Here is a 17,666-nt window from a genome sequence, read left to right as displayed (position 1 = left end):
GGTCAGCGGGGCGCCCCGAGCGACGAGGGGGCGATGTTCACGTCGTCGGCCATGACGTAGGCGATTCGGTGGCCGAGCTGGATCTGGTAGTACAGCGTGCGGCCCCTGACCACCGTGTGGGTGTCCCGGTCGAAGGTCACCGCGTAGTAGTACTCCCCGCGCGTCGCCAGGCCGACGGAGTACCGCTGGCCCTGCGGGATCGAGTACTGCAGGGGGACGATCGTCTGGACCGGCACGCCCTTCGGGTACGCCTCAGGCTCCGGATAGGCCCTTCCGTACACCGGCACAGGGCCGAGACCCGGCTTCGGCGTGACGACCAGCCCGGTGGCGTTGACCGCCGTGGGGTTGTCGTGCGGATTGCGGAACCACGCGAGCCGGCCGAGGTACCAGATGGCCGTCCAGTCGCCCTTCCTGCCGGCGAGCGCGTACTGCTGGCCCGTGGTGGCCCTGGCGCCGTGGTCGGAGACGTCGTACGTCGACTCCCCGCCGGGCCTGCGCCCGATGTCCTTCACCAGGGGAGCGTCTTCGCTGGGCTCGGTGTGCAGCCAGACGGACGCGGAACCGTGCGGCGGGCAGTCCACGCCCGGCCTGTCGCAACCGGTGTAGCGCGGCCGGTGGTTCGCGTAGTCCGTCCTGATCGTCACCAGGCCGCCGTGCGCGCCGCCCGTGGCCTTGAACGGACGGCGCATCAGCGCGAAGTAGTGGCCCCAGTCCCAGTACGGCCCCGGGTCGACGTGCATGGTCGCCACGTTGCCGGGGATGGTGCCGGGGACGTTGTCGTGGCCGAGGATGTGCGCGCGGTCCAGCGGGATGTCGTACCGCTTGGCGAGGTAGCGCACCAGCCGCGCCGAGCTGCGGTACATCGCCTCGGTGTACCAGGAGCCGGCCTTCGCCAGGAAGCCCTCGTGCTCGATGCCGATGGACTTGGCGTTGACGTACCAGTTGCCCGCGTGCCAGGCGACGTCCCTGGTCCGCACGTGCTGGGCGATGTGACCGTCGGCCGAGCGGATCGTGTAGTGCCAGCTCACGTAGGTGGGGTCGGCCACCAGCCTGAGGGTCTTGTCGTAGGTCTCCTCGGTGTCGTGGATGACGATGTAGTTGATCCGCTGGTTGCGCGGCCGGTCGGACAGGTCGTGGTTGCCGTAGTCGCCGGGGGCGTCCGACAGCTTCTGGTAGGGCGCGGGAAGCCACTCACAGGCGAGTTTCTTCGGGCACTCGACGGTCTTGCTCTCAGCCTCGCGCAGCCCCAGGCGGTCCACTTGCTCCATGCGCGGAGCGATCTCCGGTGAGGCGGGCAGCGAAACCTTCTGGCCGTCATCGGTGACCCTGCTCGCGCCCTCTTCGAGGGTGGAGAACACCTCGTCGGCGAACTGCCGGGCGGTCTCGGCGTCCCCCGCCCCCGAGTAGCGGGCCACCGCGCCGTACCAGTCCGCCGGATCGGAGCTCGCCGGGATCTTCAGATCCCTCTGGTACTGGGCCAGCAGGGCCGCTCCGCCGAGCAGGTTGGCGCTCGGGTCCTTGACCAGTTGTTCCGCCGGGAGCCCGGTGAGCCGGGCGGCCTCGTCGGCCGTCTGCGACCCCGGCTCCGCCGGTTGCGCGGGCTCGGCGCTCTTCGGAGGCTTCGAGGGTCTCGCGTCGTCGCCGCGCGGGTCCTCCGCGCCTTCGCTGTGATGGGGCAGGCTCCCCGCGAGAGCCGTGCGCGCGTCCGTCAGGTGCATCGGCCCGTACCCCGCCGTGACGCTGGGCAGGCCCTGGTTGGCGTCCCAGCGGGACTCCAGGTAGGAGACGCCGAGCAGGACGTACTCCGGCACGCCGTACTTGCCGGCGGCCGCCCTGAAGGCCTCCTGGCGCGAGGGCCGGGCGCCGGGCGTCTCCGCATAGGCCGTCTCCGCGTGGGCGGGATCCGTGTGGGTGGGATCCGTGTGGGCGGGATCGGCGTGGGCCGGGGGGAGGGTGACGAGCAAGGTCGCCGCCATCGAGGCGGCGACCGCCAGGGTTCTGCGCATCTGGGACCCTTTCTCAATCAGAGGACGGCGCAACACGTCGCGACTTCAGCGGGTCCGCGCAGAAGACATAGCCCGGGATCACGACGGTCACCATACGGGATCTTGCGGCGCCATCCCATTCTTGTAATGCGGCGTGTCAAGGATTATTGCCCGGCCTTGGGGAATCCTCCCCGGCCTCCGAGAGCCGATTCTCACCGTGTAAAGATGAAAGGGCGAGATATGCGGGACCGCGCGGGATGCTTGGCACTATGACCGATGCGAAATGGCACGCCCGGCAGTGCTCGCGAACAGGTTCATAGAGCCCCGGCAGGTGCACGGAAACGCCGCTCTGTACATGGGGGGAACACATGCTGGAAGTCATCGGGGCCGGAATGGGCCGTACCGGTACGTACACGCTCAAGGCGGCCCTGGAGCGCCTCGGCTGCGGGCCATGTCATCACATGTCCTCTCTCGATGGGGACCTCGACCGAATCAGGGGCTGGGAGGCGGCGGCACGCGGCGAGCCGGTGGCCTGGGACGAGCTGCTGGACGGATACCAGGCCACCGTCGACTGGCCCTCGTGCTACTTCTGGCAGGAGCTGATGGACGCCTACCAGGAAGCACGGGTGATCCTCACCGTGCGGGACGCCGGCAGGTGGTACGAGAGCGTGCGTGACACGATCTACCGGTCCAGCCACCGGCAGCCGGGACTGGCCGGGATGCTGATGCGGCTGGAGGACGGCGTCTGCCAGGGGCTGCGGCACCGCCGCCGGATGTGCGAGAGGGTGATCTGGGAGGGCACCTTCGGCGCCCGGTTCGACGACCCCGACTACGCGATGCGCGTCTTCGAGTGGCACACCGCACACGTGCTGGCCGCGGTCCCTGCCGACCGGCTGCTGGTGTACGAGGTGCGCCAGGGCTGGGGACCGCTGTGCGACTTCCTCGGCGTCCCCGTACCCGGCGAGTCGTTCCCCCACCTGAACGACACCGCCGCCTTCCGCCGCATGGCGGCCCGCCGCCGCAGACGCGTGCTCACCCTGCGCTCACCCGAATCCGGCAGCCACACCGCGATCCGATGAACGGGGGGATACGGGACCTGACCGGCGCTCGGCGGGTGCCGGTGGCCAGGGCGCGGATGTACTACGCGCAGGGGTGGTGGCGTACGGAGACGTTCGCCGACGACCTGCGCGCCGCGGCGTCCTCGGCCCCCGATCGCACGGCGTTCGTCAACTGGCGCAGGGACGAGGGGCGGGAGGTGACGGTGACCTTCGGCGAGCTGGCCTCGTACGTGGGCCGGCTGTCGGCGGGGCTGGGTGAACTCGGGATCCGCCCTGGTGACGCGGTGGCCTACCAGCTTCCCAACTGGTGGGAGACCGCGGCGCTGACCCTCGCGTGCCTGGACGCCGGGGCGGTCGCCGTGCCGATGATGATGACGCTGGGCGCGCGCGAGGTGGAGCGGATACTCGCCGGCACGAGGGCGAGCGCGTGCGTGACCGTCGGCCGATGGGAAGGCCGGAGTCCCGCCCAGCTCCTGGCCGACCTCGCCCCCCGCCTGCCGCACCTCCACCACCGCATCGTCCTCGGCACCCCCCACCCCGCCGCCGCGACCCCCTTCGCCACCCTCCTCGACCCCCGCTTCCCCGGCCCGGACAGCGCGTCCTCCGGACGGAGCGACGAGGTGTCGCTTGTGCTGTTCACCTCCGGCACCACGGGCGAGGCCAAGGGCGTGCTGCACACGCCCAACACGCAGTTCGCCTCCACCCGGGCGAGGCAGGAGGCTCTGCACGAGATGCCAGACCCGAGAGTCGGCACGCCGGCGGATCTGACGCATTCGTTGGGGATGCGTACCAACGTGCTGACGCCCCTGGTGGCCCGGTGCACCTCCGTGTTCGCCGATACGCGCGACCCGGAGGTCTGGCTGGACCTCCTGGCCCGGCACCACGTCACCCATTTCCTCGCGGCGCCGGAGATGCTGGGCAACCTGGTCCGAGCACAGCGGCGGCGACGCCGTCCCCTGCCCGACCTGTGCGTGGTGACCAGTACCGGCGCGCCGCTGCCCGCCTCGCTCGTCGCTCCGCTCAGAGAACTGCTGTGCCCGCGGCTGGTCAACGGCTTCGGCATGACCGAGACGGGCGGGCTCACCCTGACGGCCGTCGACGACCCGCCCGGCTGGCCTGGCAAGAGCATCGGCCGCCCCACCCCGGGCCGCGAAGTCCGCCTACTTCCCGATGCCCCCGACCTGCCCGAACCTCCCACAGACCGTGAGGGCGGCGGCGTGCCCGGTGGCCCGGTGTTCCGGTTGCATGTGCGCGGTCCATCGGTGTGCGTCGGCACCTTCGAGCTCAGCGGCCGGCGCCCGGTGTGGGCCCCGGACACCTCGGACGGCTGGTACGACACCGGGGACCTCGTGGGGGAGGACGGACGTGGCGGCCTGCGCTACCTGTCCAGGGTCGCCGACCGCGTCGGCAGCCCGCACCCGATCCCGATCCTGGAGGTCGAGGACGAGCTGCGGGGGCACCCGGCCGTCGCCGACGTGGCGATCGTCGGTTGCCCGGGCTCGGGCGGCAAGGAGATGGTGTACGCCGTCGTCGTTCCCGAAGGCACCCCACCCACCCTCGACGGCCTTCGAGGCCACCTCCTCCGGCGCGGCATGACCGAGTGGTATCTGCCCACCCACCTCACCTGCGTCGACGCCCTCCCCCGCAACCCCCTGGGCAAGGTCCTGAAAAATCGACTGCGCGAACGCCTGCTCCACCAGCCCCGCCCTTGATCTCCATCTCACCGGTCCGCTGACGTGTTCGCAGGGGTTCGGGCGGTTCGGAATGGCCAGGGGTTGGGGCGGCAGCGCTGGAGGGATATGGTCTGCTGGGCCATCACCGGGGCTCGTTCGCCCGGGGCGCGGCAGAACTCGTGGCCATGGCCGAGCGCGTGGCCCACCTCGTGGTTGATCACGTACTCCCGGTAGGCGGCCAGGTCGCCGCGGTATCCCGGGACACCCTGCCCCCACCGCTTCGCGTTGATGACCGCCTGCCGGCCGTTCCAGCAGGAAAGCTCCCCGTACGTAGTCATCGGCAGGCAGCGCGCGTTCGTCATCTCGGGGCTGGACAGCGCCACCCGGAACCGCACAGGCCCGTGATCGACCCGCTTGAACCGCATCCGGCCCCCGGATCCCCAGCTACGCGGGTCGTTCAAGGTCCGGTGCACGGCGGCGGCGAATTCCTTCTTGTCGAAAGGAAGACCCTTCTCGACCTCGACCATGTATCGGATGACTTTTCCGTGGCTCTTCTTCGGCGGCTTGGCTACCCCCTGCACCACGGAGTAGCGGCCTTTCGCGGCCTGCGGAACTCGCACTACGGCCGGCTGGCGTCGCTCGCCCGGGAGTTGCTTTTCTGAATCATCGGATTCCGCCGGTGATTTCTTTCTGGGCCCCGGTTCGGGCGTCGGGCGGGAGAGCGCGAGAGCCGGGGAAGTCGCTTCCAGGTGCCCGGCCGGATCCGACGGACCGGACGGGATGCTCTGGGCGGACGACCCCTTCGCACCGTCGAGTACGAGCGTGCCTGCGCCGATCATGACCGCGGCTCCGGCGGCACATGCGAGCAGAAGAGTGGCGGGCTTCTTAGGGCGAGAACCCTGGGGCGTTACGTTGCGGGACATCGACAGCGAAGCCTATTACCGATCACTCATCACCCCGCTACCCGCCCCCGCGCAGGCAGGGGTTTCCCCACGACCCCATCCCCGGCAAGAGGCCGGCCCCCGCGGTCGCGGCGGCCGGGTGGAGGACTTCGCCGATGCCATGGGTGACGCGCCGATCTCCTTCGATAACTAACAGTGATTGATCAATGACCTAGAGTGGCGACGGTTGGAGTGCTCAAAGATCTTCGCCGACTGCCTCTGTCCGGTGTCCAGGCAGTGGCGGGAACGAGGAGGAATCATGCGTAGTGTCGGCACGACCCTGGCCAGCGTGGCGCTGGCGGGAGCCGGTCTGTTCGTCGCGTTCCCCGCGACCACCGCTCAGGCCGCCTCGCCGAAGATCTCACCGGCGGCCACGTGCACGCGAACGATCGACGACGCGAGAGGCGTGATCTGCTTCCTGCGCTACTGCGACGACTACTACTGCTACTACGACTGCTACATCACCGCGGACGCCCGCAAGGCCGGCGCCAAGCCGACCACCACCGTGCGAGTCCCCAAGCCCGCGGGCACCCCCGCCCCGGTGATCAACCGCTGAGCCCCGCCGCATCCGGCAGCACGGTCCACCGGCCTCCGAAGGGGGCGGGGTCGCCGCAATGCGCCTCCGCCCCTCGCACGAGTGCCGGAAAGCCCCGCCCGTTGACGCCGGTCGGGTGAACTCATCGGCGCGGTGTCGGCGCGTCATTTCGCGGGGGGCAGGGCTCTGCCCAGCGGGCCGGCTTCGTGGGCGTCGACCAGGTGTTTGGGGGCCGTGAGGCACCAGGCCTCGGTGACCAGCTCCAACAGCTCGTCGGGATCGATCTTCGCGAGGTGGACCACGACCCAGCCGAACCGCCCCGCGGTGAACTGGGGCTCGAACACCTCCGGACGCTCCGTGACCAGCGCGATCTGCTCCTCGATCGTCGCCTTGAGCCCCACGGTCTCGGTCTTCTCCCAGAGGTAGCCGAAGCCCTTGCCGCGCACCTTCAGCGAGACCCAGTCGCCGCCTTCGCTCTGCTTCACCTCGGGCAGTTGGCCGAGCATGCCCAGGAACTCATCGACAGTCACACCCATGACCCACATGTATCAAAGCTCACCGACAGTTTCGCCACGCGTCCCCTGGTGAAGAGCCGGTCATCAGCCCTTGCGGGGTTCGCCGCGGTAGGTGCCGAAGGACCACAGGTTGCCCTCCGGGTCGCGGACGGCGAAGTCGCGAGATCCGTAGTCGGTCTCGCGCAGCCCGTAGACCACCTCGGCGCCGGCCTTCGTGGCCCGGGCGAACAGCGCGTCGGGATCGTCGGTGACGACGTACGCGCCGAAGGTGCCAGGCGGCAGGGACCACGGGTTGTCCGCACCGGGCTCACGCACGGAGCCGAGCATGATGCCCCCGCCGAGCGGCCAGTCGAGTTGGGCGTGGTCGACACGCTCGCCGTCGCCGTACGAGACGGTCTCCTCGAAGCCGAAGGCGTCGACGAGGAACGCGATGAGCGAGCGGGCGTCACGGGCGCGCAGTGTCGGCCAGACCTGGGGTCGCGGTGTCTGTGTCATGCCATCGAGTCTGCCGTCGCGACCGACGCAGCGGCTTGGACATTTCGGAACTCCTCGGCCAGCCACCGGGTGGGCGAGCACCCGGCCAGGTCGCGGAAGTCGCGGGCGAGGTGCGCCTGGTCGTAGTAACCGGACTCGGCGGCCAGATCGGCGAGCCCAAGGGCGGAGCCGGCCCGCCTTTGCAGCCTGTGCCGCGTCCTGTCGAACCTGATGACCCGGGCGGCGGCCTTGGGGCTGAGCCCGATCTCGCCGGCGAAGCGCGTGGCGAGGTGGCGGCTGCTCCAGCCGATCTCGCGGGCGAGGTCGGAGATCGGCACCCGGCCACCGCTGGACATCAGCAGCCTCCAGGCCCGCGCTATCTCGTCGGGCACGGGGCGTTCGCGACCGGCATGGCGCAGCAGCAGCTCGTCCAGGATCGCGAACCGCTCGGGCCAGCCCGACGCGGCGTTCAGGCGCTCGTGCAGCTCATGAGCGGTGCGCCCCAGGACGTCGGCCGCGTCCAGGTCGATGTTCCGCAGCTCGCCGGCTGGCAGGCCGAGCAGCCGCCGGGTGCCGAGAGGGCTCAGCGCGATCTGCACACCGGCCTGACGGCCCTGGTGGGTGATCAGCGCGGGCGAGGTGTGCAGGCCGCCGACCAGCGTGTCGTACTGCCCTGGCGCCTGCCGCACGTCGGGGTGCGTGGCGACGGTGAGCGGCTCGCCGAGGGTGACGATGACGGTCAGGTACGGCGAGGGGAGCCCTCGGTGGCAGCCGGGAGCCCCGTCGTGCTCCCGATACCCGTGGTAGCGGGCGATCAGCGGGCGCAGCCCGCCGGCGGGCACCCCGAATGCCATCTCCACGACCGACTCCTCCCGCCGGCGTCCCGGCACACGTCAACCCGGCACCCAGACCATCGTGCCGTCCCCGCCCGCTGACCGCGAGCGCGGCGTACCGGGGCTTCGCGTACTTGACCCGGGGGACGGGGTGCCACTACGGATGGCCTTCATGCATATCGAGAAGAGACTGGACGAGCTGGGACTCGTACTGCCTGAGCCGATGCGGCTGCCGCCGGGGGCCGAGCTGCCGTTCCCCTGGGTACGGATCCACGGCGACCGGGCGTACGTCTCGGGGCATGGGCCGTTGGCGGCGGACGGCTCGCTGGCCGAGCCGCTGGGCAAGGTGGGGGACCGGCTCACCCGCGAGCAGGGTTACCAGGCGGCGCGGCTCACGGGCCTGGCGATCCTCGCGAGCCTGAAGCGCGAGCTCGGCGACCTCGACCGGATCACCGGCTGGCTCAGGGTCTACGGCATGGTCAACACCGCACCCGGGTTCACCGAGACGCCGGGAGTGATCAACGGCTTCTCCGACCTGATCCTCCAGCTCTGGGGCCCCGAGCAGGGAAGGCACGCCCGCTCCGCCGTCGGCCTGGCAGAGCTTCCGTACTCGATCCCCGTCGAGATCGAGGCCGAAGTCGCCATCACCTGAAGACGACCCCGCACAGCGGGCCGTCCTCGGCCGGAGCGGCCGGTCGCCTCGATCTCTCATACCGGTCGAGGGAATTTGCGGGCCGCCGTATCCAGCCGCGATGCTGAGCACCATGCCCCTCGAACCCCCGCCCCCCGCCGCCCACCCCACGATCGATTCCCCACCGGACACCCACGCTCAGCGCGGGCAGACGGTCGGCGTCCCCATCCCGCGCAGCCCCGGGCTGGCAGGGAGGGGCGTTCCCGGCGGGCGGGTTGAGGGCGGGTTCCTCTCGGGGCGCGCATATGTCGAGGGGGGCGCCTTCGGGCGAGGGTGATGCCGTCCCTTGACCTCCTGCAGTGGGCGGTGCTGCTGTTCTCCCTGGTACTCGTAGGGTTCTCCAAGACCGGCGTCTCCGGCACTGGGACGGTGGCGGTCGCCCTGTTCGCGCTCGTGCTCCCGACGAAGAGCTCCACCGGCACTCTCCTGCCGCTGCTGCTCGTCGGCGACGTGGTGGCCGTGGCCTCCTACCGCCGCCACGCGGACTGGCCGAGGCTGCTCAGGCTCTTCCCGTGGGTGGCCGCCGGAGTGGTGGCCGGTGCCGTCGTCGTCCGCTGGGTCGACGACGCGCAGATGAGACGGCTCATCGGGGTGATCCTGCTGGCCATCATCGCCGTCCACTTCTGGAACCGGCGCAGAGGGGCCGAGGCGTCCCTGGCCCACCACCGGGCGGTGGCCGCCTTCGCGGGGATCTTCTCCGGCTTCGCCACCATGACGGCCAACGCCGCGGGGCCGATCATGGCCCTCTACCTGCTGGCGGCGGGCATGCCGATGCTGGGGTTCCTCGGCACCAGCGCGTGGTTCTTCCTGACGATCAACGCCTTCAAGGTGCCGTTCAGCGTCGGGCTCGGCCTCATCACCCCCGCCTCGCTGGCCTTCGCCGCGGTGACCGCCCCGGCCGTCCTCGCCGGCGCGGCGGCCGGCCGCGCGGTCATCGGCCACATCAACAGGACGTGGTTCGAACGGGTGACGCTGCTCCTCACCTTCGTCGCGGCCGTACGCCTCCTGCTCTGACACCTTCACGGTGCCGGCGGCCCGTTCAGCAGGCCACTGCACCGGGCCCGCGGCCACTCCTCGCCTCGTGGACCTCGTGCAGGAGCGCCGCCGCCGCCGCGCTCATCGGGTCGCCCGTCACGGTCACGGTCTCCCAGGCCGGTACGGCCCCGGCGAGCTCGACGAAGCGCACCCGATCGGTCTTCACCGAGAACGACTGCGGCACGAGCGCCACGCCGAGCCCGAAGGTCACCACATCGAGCAGCGAGTGCACGTCGGTCACCTCCAGGGACACGCGTCGTTCGACACCCTCGGCGGTGAGCACGCTGTCGACCAGGTCTCGGGTGCCCCAGTCCGGGGGGAAGTCCACGAACCGCTCCGCCCGCAGCTCCGCGGGCTCGACCTTCTCCCGCGCGGCGAACGGGTGCTCGGGAGCGCAGGCGAGCACGAGCGGCTCGCCGGCAAGCGGCTCGACCAGCACATCGTCCGGGTAACGGGCCGGACGGGAGACGAAGGCCAGGTCCAGCCGTCCCGCGCGTACCTGCTCGATGAGCTCGCCGGATCCGCCCTGGCGCAGGCTGATCTCCAGACCTGGATGCGCGGCTATGAAGCGGGCGAGCACGGCCGGCAGGTGCACCACGTGCAGGCACTGCAGCGATCCGATCGCCAGGCTGCCGCGAAGCAGACCCTGTACGGCCGCGACGGCGTCCTTGGCGGCGTCGGTGGCCGACAGCGCGCGCCGGGCCTCGACCAGGAGCGCCCGTCCGGCGGGGGTCAGCTCGACCTGCCGGGTGCTGCGCAGGAACAGCGGGGCGCCCAGCTCACGCTCAAGGGACCGGATCGAGGCCGACAGGCCCGACTGGGCGACGCGTAAACGCTTGGCCGCCCGCGTGAAGTGGCACTCCTCCGCGACGGCGATGAAGTATTCGAGTTGCCGGAGTTCCATGATTCATCACCAGGGCTGCTCAATAGAATCAGTATCTGCTGTTGGACAGCTTAATGCCGGGCAGGGAAGACTGGACAGGTACCAAGTCATCTCCGAGGAGGAACTCCCATGCAGACTCGCCGCATCGGCGATGTCCAGGTCAGCGCGATCGGGCTCGGCGGGATGCCGATGTCGATCGAGGGGCGCCCCGACGAGCGGCGTTCGGTAGCGACCATCCACGCCGCGCTGGACGCGGGCGTGACGCTGTTCGACACCGCGGACGCCTACCACCTGCACGCGGACGAGGTCGGCCACAACGAGACCCTGATCGCGCGCGCCGTGGCCGGTTACGGTGGCGACACCTCCGACGTGCTCATCGCGACCAAGGGCGGCCACCTGCGCCCCGGCGACGGCTCCTGGACGTTGAACGGCTCGCCCGACTACCTCAAGCAGGCCTGCGACGCCTCGCTCAAGCGACTCGGCGTCGAGGCGATCGGCCTCTACCAGTTCCACCGTCCGGACCCGAAGGTGCCGTACGCGGAGTCGGTCGGGGCGATCCGCGACCTGCTGGACGCCGGCAAGATCCGCTTCGCGGGCATCTCGAACGCCGACCCCGGCCAGATCCGTCAGGCGAACGAGATCCTCGGCGGGCGTCTGGTCAGCGTGCAGAACGAGTTCTCACCCGCGTTCCGCTCCAGCGAGCCGGAGCTGGAGCTCTGCACCGAGCTGGGCATCACGTTCCTGCCCTGGAGCCCGTTCGGTGGCATCGTCCGCTCGGGCGAGCTGGGCTCGCGCTTCGACGCCTTCGCGGACGTGGCCAAGTCACATGGAGTCAGCGCGCACCAGGTGTGCCTGGCGTGGATGCTCGCCAAGTCCCCGGTGCTGATCCCCATCCCGGGCTCCTCACGCCCCGAGACGATCCGCGACTCTGTCGGCGCGGTGGACCTGAAACTGACCCCAGAGGAACTGGGCCGCCTCGACCGAGCGTGACCCGGAGGCCGCACGGCTGCGCTGAGCTGATGGTTCACCTACAGGTCTCGGTTCCTGCGCGATCATTGGACGATGAGAGCATGACCTAGGAGGCTTCCGTTGGGTCACCCAGGCCAGGCTCGGCGAGGTGGCGTTCGCGGTCGACGACGTCATCGATGGTGACCGTCACGGCTGGATCGACGCCGGAGAAGAGGGTGCCTTCATGCTGTACCGCGGCCGCCGCCCACCCCAGCGCATTACGCAAGGCGTCACGGCCGTCTCCTCCCGCCGCCAGGAAGCCGGCGAGCAGAGCGTCCCCGGCGCCCACGGCACTGACCACCCGGGGCACCACGGCCTGCCCGTGGAGCACGTCGTTGTCATCGACGAGGATCGCCCCGTCGGCGCCGAGGCTCGCGAGGACGGATCGGGCGCCCCGCTGCCGTAGGACGACGGCTGCGTCGACGACGTCGCCCAGGGTCTTGAGCGGGCGTTCGACGACTTCGGCCAGTTCGTGAACGTTGGGCTTGACGAGGTCGGGGGTGCCGGGAAGTGCCGCACGTAGCGTGGCACCTGAACTGTCGATGGCCACCTTGACGCCGCGATGGCGACCCTCGGCGGCCAGTTGCGCGTAGAAGTTCTCGGGCAGGCCGGCGGGTAGGCTGCCACACCCGGCGAGCCAACTGACGCCATCGGTCTTCTTGATCGCCGCGACGGTCAACGCTTCGGCCTCGGCCGCGTCCAGTATCGGCCCGGCTTCGTTGATTTTGGTGACGGTGCCGTCGGGCTCGACCAGGCTGACGTTGCTGCGGATCTCACCGGCGATGGGAACCGTGATGGTGGGAACGCCGGCGACGTCGAGCATTGCCATGATCTGGGTACCTACGGTGCCTCCCACCGGCAGTACCGCGATCACGTCGTGGCCGTGCGCACGCAGGGCCAGTGCGACGTTGACCCCCTTGCCGCTCGGTTCCGTGCGGGTACGCCGACTGCGGACGACCGTCCCTCTCGGCAACGCATCGATGAAGACGGTGCGGTCGACGCTGGGGTTGGGGGTAACGGTGACGATCACGTCTGCTCCACTTCGAGGCCGGCGGCCTGCAGGGCTTTCACGTCGGCTTCGGGAAGGCCGGTGTCGGTGATGAGCAGGTCGATATCGGATAGGTCCGCGTGCTTGCAGAGACTGACGGCGCCGACCTTGCTGTGGTCGGCGAGGAGTATCCGCCGACGGGCGCTGGCGAGCATGAGGCGTTTGATCGCCGCCTCGGCATGGTCTGGGGTGGTCAACCCGCGCTCCACGGAGATCGCGTTGGCGCCGAGGAAGGCCACGTCGACATTGATCTCGCTCAGGGCCCGGGCCGCCCAGTCATCGACTCCGGCGAGGGTCAGCGGGCGGATACGGCCGCCGAGGGTGATGACGGTGAGCCGGGGACGGGTGATGAGCGTCAGCGCAATCGAAAGGGTGTTGGTGTAGACGGTCAGCTCCCGATCGGCCGGGAACAGCTCCGCGAGCCGTCCGGTGGTGGAACCGGCGTCGATGAGGACGGACCCGCGGACGGGCAGATGGGCGAGCGCCGCCATCGCGATCCGGGTCTTCTCGTCCCCGTAGTACGTGCGGGTGGACACGGCCGGCTCGAAAGAGAGCTGTTCCACGGGTACGGCCCCGCCGTGCACGCGCAGCAGCAGCCCCTGCCGTTCAAGGTCGATGAGGTCCTTTCGCACCGTCTCCTTGGTCACCCCGAGCTGGGCGGCCATGTCGGCGGCGTCGACCCGCCCGTTGGCGCGAAGCTGTGTGACGATGGCCTGCTTACGCTGCGAGGCAAAGGGACTCCGCTCAGGCGGCGTGGGCGTGCTCACGACGCGCCCCCTGCTCCGGAGGCGGAGCCGTACCACGCCGCGACGCCGTGGGCCGTGCACGTGATGTTCATCCGAGCTGCTCCTTCATCAGACCGCCCGCTCACCCGAGGGGCGGGAACTGCTCCCGTCCGGCGTACACGCCCGCGGCCATGCCGGCCAGCAGCGCCGCGCCGCGAGCACCCGCCTCAGAGACGGCAGGATTGCGCAGTGGACCGAGCACTCGGCGTTTTATCTCGAGCAGAGCCTGGCTGCGCGACCAGCCTCCGGTTACCACCAGCGCCTGGTGGCCGCCGACGACCGCGGACATCGCGGAGTGGACCTGCTCGGCCTGCGCGGCGACCGCCTCCAGCGCGGCGCGCCAGAGATCGGCAGGGCTGACGTCGTTGGTGATACCGGAGACGTGTAGCTCGTCGGTCTCCACGCCGGTGACGGTCACGGTGCGCGGGTTCCGGGCCAGTGCCTCCCGGTCGAGCTCGGCAAGATCGTTGGACGTGCGTCCGAGCAGGCCGAGGACACTTTGGAGGGCAAGGCCCCCCTGGGTCCCGCCGAGCAGGCACCAGTGGTCGGCCAGCACGTGCCAGCCGGTCGTGATCCCGCCCTTCGCGAGCGTCGCGACGGCCAGGGTGTCCACGAGGCCGGCTGGGACCGTACGGACGAGCGCCTCGGCGGTTCCGCACGAGTCCAGCTCGTCTCCGGGCCCCGATGCCTCCGCGCCGACGGTCGCGGCCTGGTGGTCGTGGCCGGCGACGGTCAGGACCGCGCCGGTCAGTCGTGGGATGCCCACCTCATCGCTGACCCTGCCCAGCGGCGTGCCCGCCGTCACGAGGTCGGGCATCAGTGAGCGATCGGCACCCGACCACTCCAGGGCTTCCGGCCACCAGCGCCGCGTGGCCAGCTCCAGCCAGCCGGTACGCGAAGCCAGTGACTGCTCGGCCGACTCCTCACCGCCCAGTCCCCGCACCACCCATTCGGCGATGTTGAGGCGGCGGACCGCTTCCTTGGTCTGGGGATGGTGCGCCAGCAGCCAGCGGTGCTTGGTAAGGGACCACTGACCGCGAAGCGGCAGGCCGGTGTGGCCGGCGAAGCGATCCTCGCCCAGTGCGGTGGTCAGGTCGCGGACCTCGGCCCTGTCCCGGGTGTCATGCCAGGCGATGACGGGCGCCAGTGGCACGCCGTGCGCGTTCAGCAGCACGCCTGACTCGCCCATGCTTGTCACGCCGACGGCGAGTACCGGTCCGTCCGGGGCTTCCGCCAGGGCCTGCCGCAACGCTTCCCGGGCCGACTCGAGCAGTTCACCGGCGTCCATCTGCGTGCCGTGGGGAGTGATGACCCATGGGGTGACCGCCTTGCCCTCGCCGACGGGCCGCCCTTCGGCGGTGAAGACAACCGCCTTGCTCGTGGTCGTGCCGACGTCCAAGCCGACGATCAGCGGATCCATGCACCCACCTTCTGTGACGACCCGTTGCCTGGTTGTGGGTCGATGGATATCGTTGCGTTTCGTTGGTGCAGTGTCAAGGGATCAACTTTCGATACGCAACATCCCGATTCAATCGCGAGACGCCTCGCGCCTATCACTTCGGAGGCAGTGGATGCCGCTCGTCACTACCCAGCAGATCGTGGATTCCGCGCGCGCCCGAGGCGTCGGAGTGGGTGCGTTCAACGTCATCACCCTTGAGCACGCCGAGGCGATCGTCGCCGGCGCCGAACAGGCGGGTGCACCGGTGATCCTACAGATCAGCGAGAACGCGGTGAAGTTCCACGGCGGCCGGCTGGCGCCTATCGCGGCGGCTGCGTCGGCGATCGCCGAGCTCGCGACGGTGTCGGTCTCCCTGCATTTGGACCACGTCGAGGACATGGCACTGCTGCACCAGGCCGCCGATGCGGGGATGAGTTCCGTGATGTTCGACGCCTCGAAGCTCGACTACGACGCCAATGTCGCCGCCACGCGCGCCGCGGCGGAGTGGGCCCACGAGCGGGGCCTGCACCTGGAGGCGGAACTGGGCGAGGTCGGCGGCAAGGACGGTGCACATGCTCCGGGCGTACGCACCGACCCGGCGCAAGCGGCAGCGTATGTCTCCGCCACCGGGGTCGACGCCCTCGCCGTCGCCGTCGGCAGTTCCCACGCCATGACGACCCGTACCGCCAGGCTCGACCACGATCTGATCGTCAAGCTGCGCGAGGCCGTACCCGTGCCGCTGGTGCTGCACGGCTCGTCCGGCGTCGCCGATGACGAGCTGCGCGGCGCCGTCACGGCCGGCATCGTCAAGGTGAACATCGGCACGATCTTGAATGTCGCTTTCAGCGGGGCGGTGCGGGAAATTCTGCGGGAGCCGTCGTTGGTCGATCCCCGCAAGTACCTGGCCCCGGCGCGCACCGAGATGACGAACGTGGTGCGGCACATGCTCGCCGTGCTGACCGGCGTCGACGCCGGCGCCGGCGCGTCCTGAGGTCAGCTCCGGCGCCCGTCTCGCTCGGTGCGGATGCGGTGCGGAGGATAGCCCTTGACAGGTTAAAACCGTGTGTCTAGGTTCTAACCACCTGATGTGACATCGATTACCTCGCCTGATCACAGTGACCTTGAAGGATGGCGAGCCGTGTGAACAGTGCTGACTCGACCAGTAGGAACCGCACTGCACCATGGTCGGTCCCGACGAGTGCGGCCGTCGCACGCGGCGGTGTCGTGGTGCGGGGTCATGCGCACGTGCGACACTCCGTGCCGCGAGCCGTTTGTGCTCGTCGGTCGGCTTGTTGACCCTACCGGGTCGGCCAGCGCGGCAGTATCGCGGAGCCTTCGTGGTAACCCCGAAACGCCTGCTGGGGAATCACGGTGGTGGGATGAATAGGTCCTCAGGACCCCCCTAACGGTGTACGAAAAAATGCTATTTGGACGAGGCTTGACATCCCCCGTTGGCGGTATCTAGCTTGAGTTCACTCAGCCGTGACATCGATTACCTACTCGTAACCGCAGTGGCCACGGGTTACCTGACCAGCACCGCCGCACGTTGCTGATCGGACCCGCACTCCCGCTGAACCAAAGACGTGACATCACATCCTGAGGCCGCCGGACGAAGGCAGTCGGGAACGGCGGCGAATCGGCCGGTTAACCGGCATCTCCCCCATACAGCGCGAAACGCCTCGGAATCGAAAGGGATCCACCGCATGCGAAGATTCGCCGCACAGACGCGACGCGCGTCTGTGGCCTTGGTCGCGGTAGCCATTCTCATCACGGCGGCGGCATGTGGCTCGTCGCCGGAGACGAAGTCCGGCTCCGGCAAGGAGATTACGATCGGTTGGTCGGTGGCGTACTTCGACCACCCCGTCTATCAGTTGATGATGGAGGGGGTGAAGGAAGAGGCTGCCAAGCAGGGCGTGAAGGTCATCTTGGCGGACGGCAAGAACGACCCGGCCATCCAGACGCAGCAGCTCAACAACTTCCTGGCGCAGAAGGTCGACGGCATCATCCTGACGCCGGCGGTCTCCGATCCGATGATTCCCGCGGTGAAGAAGGTCAACGCGGCCAAGGTGCCATTCGCCATCGTCGACCGGCGGATGGAGACCAAGGGCTCGGGCATCAAGTGGGACTTCCTCGTCAGCTGGGACATGGTCAAGTCCGGCACGGTCGGCGGTGAGCAGGTCGTCAAGGCGCTGAACGGCAAGGGCAAGATCGCCGTTGTCGAGGGCACCGCGGGCGCGGGCTCCACGGTCGACCGGGGTGGTGCGTTCTACAAGGTGATCGCCCAGAACCCGGGTATCCAGGTGGTCTACAAGGCGGACGGCAACTTCACCCGCAGCGGTGGCCAGCAGGTGACCGAAGCCATCCTCCAGCGCTTCCCCAAGGGCCAGCTCGACGCCATCTACTTCATGGCCGACGAGATGCTGTTCGGAGGCATCCAGGCCATCAAGAACGCCGGCCGCCGCGACGACCTCAAGATCATCAGCTGTGACGGCGACAAGAACGCCCTGGACCTTCTGCGCAAGGGCGACATCGACTACGACGGCATCTTCTTCCCCAAGGACGAAGGCGTCATCGGTACCCGGCTGATGGCCCAGCAGCTCAAGGGCCAGAAGCCCGACTTCGCCAACCAGGAGTTCGAGGGCCGCAAGGCCGCTCTCGTCCAGCACGAGGGCATGCCGTGGGTGAAGCCGGACTTCTTCGGGGTCGATCCCAGCAACATGAAGGACCCGCAGTTCGTCGGCTGGTAACAGACCCGGCTTTCCGT

General features: G+C 69.5%; 17 protein-coding genes. 8 read left to right on the top strand and 9 right to left on the bottom strand.

Features of this window, described 5'->3' with window-relative positions:
• Positions 1-2: 2 nt before the first annotated feature.
• On the bottom strand, positions 3-2,006 hold the full coding sequence (locus OG589_RS24905) for an N-acetylmuramoyl-L-alanine amidase (protein WP_405140025.1): 2,004 nt from the start codon (positions 2,004-2,006) through the stop codon (positions 3-5).
• 347 nt (positions 2,007-2,353) lie between these two features.
• Here OG589_RS24905 and OG589_RS24900 point away from each other — a divergent pair, with 347 nt between their 5' ends.
• On the top strand, positions 2,354-3,064 hold the full coding sequence (locus OG589_RS24900) for a sulfotransferase family protein (protein ID WP_405140023.1): 711 nt from the start codon (positions 2,354-2,356) through the stop codon (positions 3,062-3,064).
• On the top strand, positions 3,061-4,755 hold the full coding sequence (locus tag OG589_RS24895; protein ID WP_405140021.1) for an AMP-binding protein: 1,695 nt from the start codon (positions 3,061-3,063) through the stop codon (positions 4,753-4,755). The genes OG589_RS24900 and OG589_RS24895 overlap by 4 nt, the downstream gene beginning before the upstream one ends.
• An 8-nt stretch (positions 4,756-4,763) precedes the next feature.
• Here OG589_RS24895 and OG589_RS24890 read toward each other — a convergent pair whose 3' ends face one another.
• Complete coding sequence (locus OG589_RS24890) at positions 4,764-5,555, bottom strand: DUF3152 domain-containing protein (protein ID WP_405140019.1); 792 nt, start codon at positions 5,553-5,555, stop codon at positions 4,764-4,766.
• A gap of 361 nt (positions 5,556-5,916) precedes the next feature.
• Here OG589_RS24890 and OG589_RS24885 point away from each other — a divergent pair, with 361 nt between their 5' ends.
• Complete coding sequence (locus OG589_RS24885) at positions 5,917-6,213, top strand: hypothetical protein (RefSeq protein WP_405140017.1); 297 nt, start codon at positions 5,917-5,919, stop codon at positions 6,211-6,213.
• Positions 6,214-6,356: 143 nt separating this feature from the next.
• Here the strand turns inward: OG589_RS24885 and OG589_RS24880 are convergent, their stop codons facing one another.
• The 3 genes from OG589_RS24880 to OG589_RS24870 form a co-directional block, all read right to left on the bottom strand.
• Positions 6,357-6,698, bottom strand: a complete 342-nt coding sequence (locus tag OG589_RS24880) for an MmcQ/YjbR family DNA-binding protein (RefSeq protein ID WP_405152117.1) — start codon at positions 6,696-6,698, stop codon at positions 6,357-6,359.
• Positions 6,699-6,791: 93 nt separating this feature from the next.
• Positions 6,792-7,202, bottom strand: coding sequence for a VOC family protein (locus OG589_RS24875; RefSeq protein ID WP_405140015.1), 411 nt, complete (start codon positions 7,200-7,202; stop codon positions 6,792-6,794).
• Positions 7,199-8,035 (bottom strand): helix-turn-helix domain-containing protein, encoded by an 837-nt coding sequence (locus OG589_RS24870; RefSeq protein WP_405152116.1) that lies wholly within the window; start codon positions 8,033-8,035, stop codon positions 7,199-7,201. The genes OG589_RS24875 and OG589_RS24870 overlap by 4 nt, the downstream gene beginning before the upstream one ends.
• A 151-nt stretch (positions 8,036-8,186) precedes the next feature.
• Between OG589_RS24870 and OG589_RS24865 the strand changes: the two genes are divergently transcribed.
• On the top strand, positions 8,187-8,666 hold the full coding sequence (locus OG589_RS24865) for a RidA family protein (RefSeq protein ID WP_405140013.1): 480 nt from the start codon (positions 8,187-8,189) through the stop codon (positions 8,664-8,666).
• A 315-nt stretch (positions 8,667-8,981) separates the two neighbouring features.
• Positions 8,982-9,719, top strand: coding sequence for a sulfite exporter TauE/SafE family protein (locus tag OG589_RS24860; protein ID WP_405140011.1), 738 nt, complete (start codon positions 8,982-8,984; stop codon positions 9,717-9,719).
• A gap of 25 nt (positions 9,720-9,744) precedes the next feature.
• Here OG589_RS24860 and OG589_RS24855 read toward each other — a convergent pair whose 3' ends face one another.
• Entirely contained in the window at positions 9,745-10,644 is a 900-nt protein-coding gene (locus tag OG589_RS24855; protein ID WP_405140009.1) for a LysR family transcriptional regulator, read from the bottom strand.
• Between the two features lie 108 nt (positions 10,645-10,752).
• Between OG589_RS24855 and OG589_RS24850 the strand changes: the two genes are divergently transcribed.
• Positions 10,753-11,613 carry an aldo/keto reductase gene (locus tag OG589_RS24850; protein WP_405140007.1) on the top strand — a complete coding sequence of 287 codons (861 nt, stop codon included), beginning with the start codon at positions 10,753-10,755 and terminating at the stop codon, positions 11,611-11,613.
• Positions 11,614-11,698: 85 nt separating this feature from the next.
• Here OG589_RS24850 and OG589_RS24845 read toward each other — a convergent pair whose 3' ends face one another.
• From OG589_RS24845 to OG589_RS24835, 3 genes are all read right to left on the bottom strand, one after another.
• Positions 11,699-12,661, bottom strand: a complete 963-nt coding sequence (locus OG589_RS24845) for a 1-phosphofructokinase family hexose kinase (protein ID WP_405140005.1) — start codon at positions 12,659-12,661, stop codon at positions 11,699-11,701.
• Positions 12,658-13,446, bottom strand: coding sequence for a DeoR/GlpR family DNA-binding transcription regulator (locus OG589_RS24840; RefSeq protein WP_405140003.1), 789 nt, complete (start codon positions 13,444-13,446; stop codon positions 12,658-12,660). The genes OG589_RS24845 and OG589_RS24840 overlap by 4 nt, the downstream gene beginning before the upstream one ends.
• A 100-nt stretch (positions 13,447-13,546) precedes the next feature.
• The gene (locus tag OG589_RS24835; RefSeq protein ID WP_405140001.1) at positions 13,547-14,884 is read right to left on the bottom strand and encodes an L-fuculokinase; all 1,338 of its coding nucleotides are present in this window, start codon (positions 14,882-14,884) and stop codon (positions 13,547-13,549) included.
• A 151-nt stretch (positions 14,885-15,035) separates the two neighbouring features.
• Between OG589_RS24835 and OG589_RS24830 the strand changes: the two genes are divergently transcribed.
• Positions 15,036-15,893, top strand: a complete 858-nt coding sequence (locus OG589_RS24830) for a ketose-bisphosphate aldolase (RefSeq protein WP_405139999.1) — start codon at positions 15,036-15,038, stop codon at positions 15,891-15,893.
• A gap of 712 nt (positions 15,894-16,605) precedes the next feature.
• Positions 16,606-17,649 carry a substrate-binding domain-containing protein gene (locus OG589_RS24825; protein WP_405139997.1) on the top strand — a complete coding sequence of 348 codons (1,044 nt, stop codon included), beginning with the start codon at positions 16,606-16,608 and terminating at the stop codon, positions 17,647-17,649.
• Positions 17,650-17,666 lie beyond the last annotated feature (17 nt).

The sequence above is a fragment of the Sphaerisporangium sp. NBC_01403 genome (assembly GCF_045040145.1).
GTDB classification, from domain to species: Bacteria; Actinomycetota; Actinomycetes; order Streptosporangiales; family Streptosporangiaceae; genus Sphaerisporangium; species Sphaerisporangium viridialbum.
Note: the sequence above shows the minus strand (reverse complement) of the source record. Positions and strands in the feature narration are given on the sequence as shown.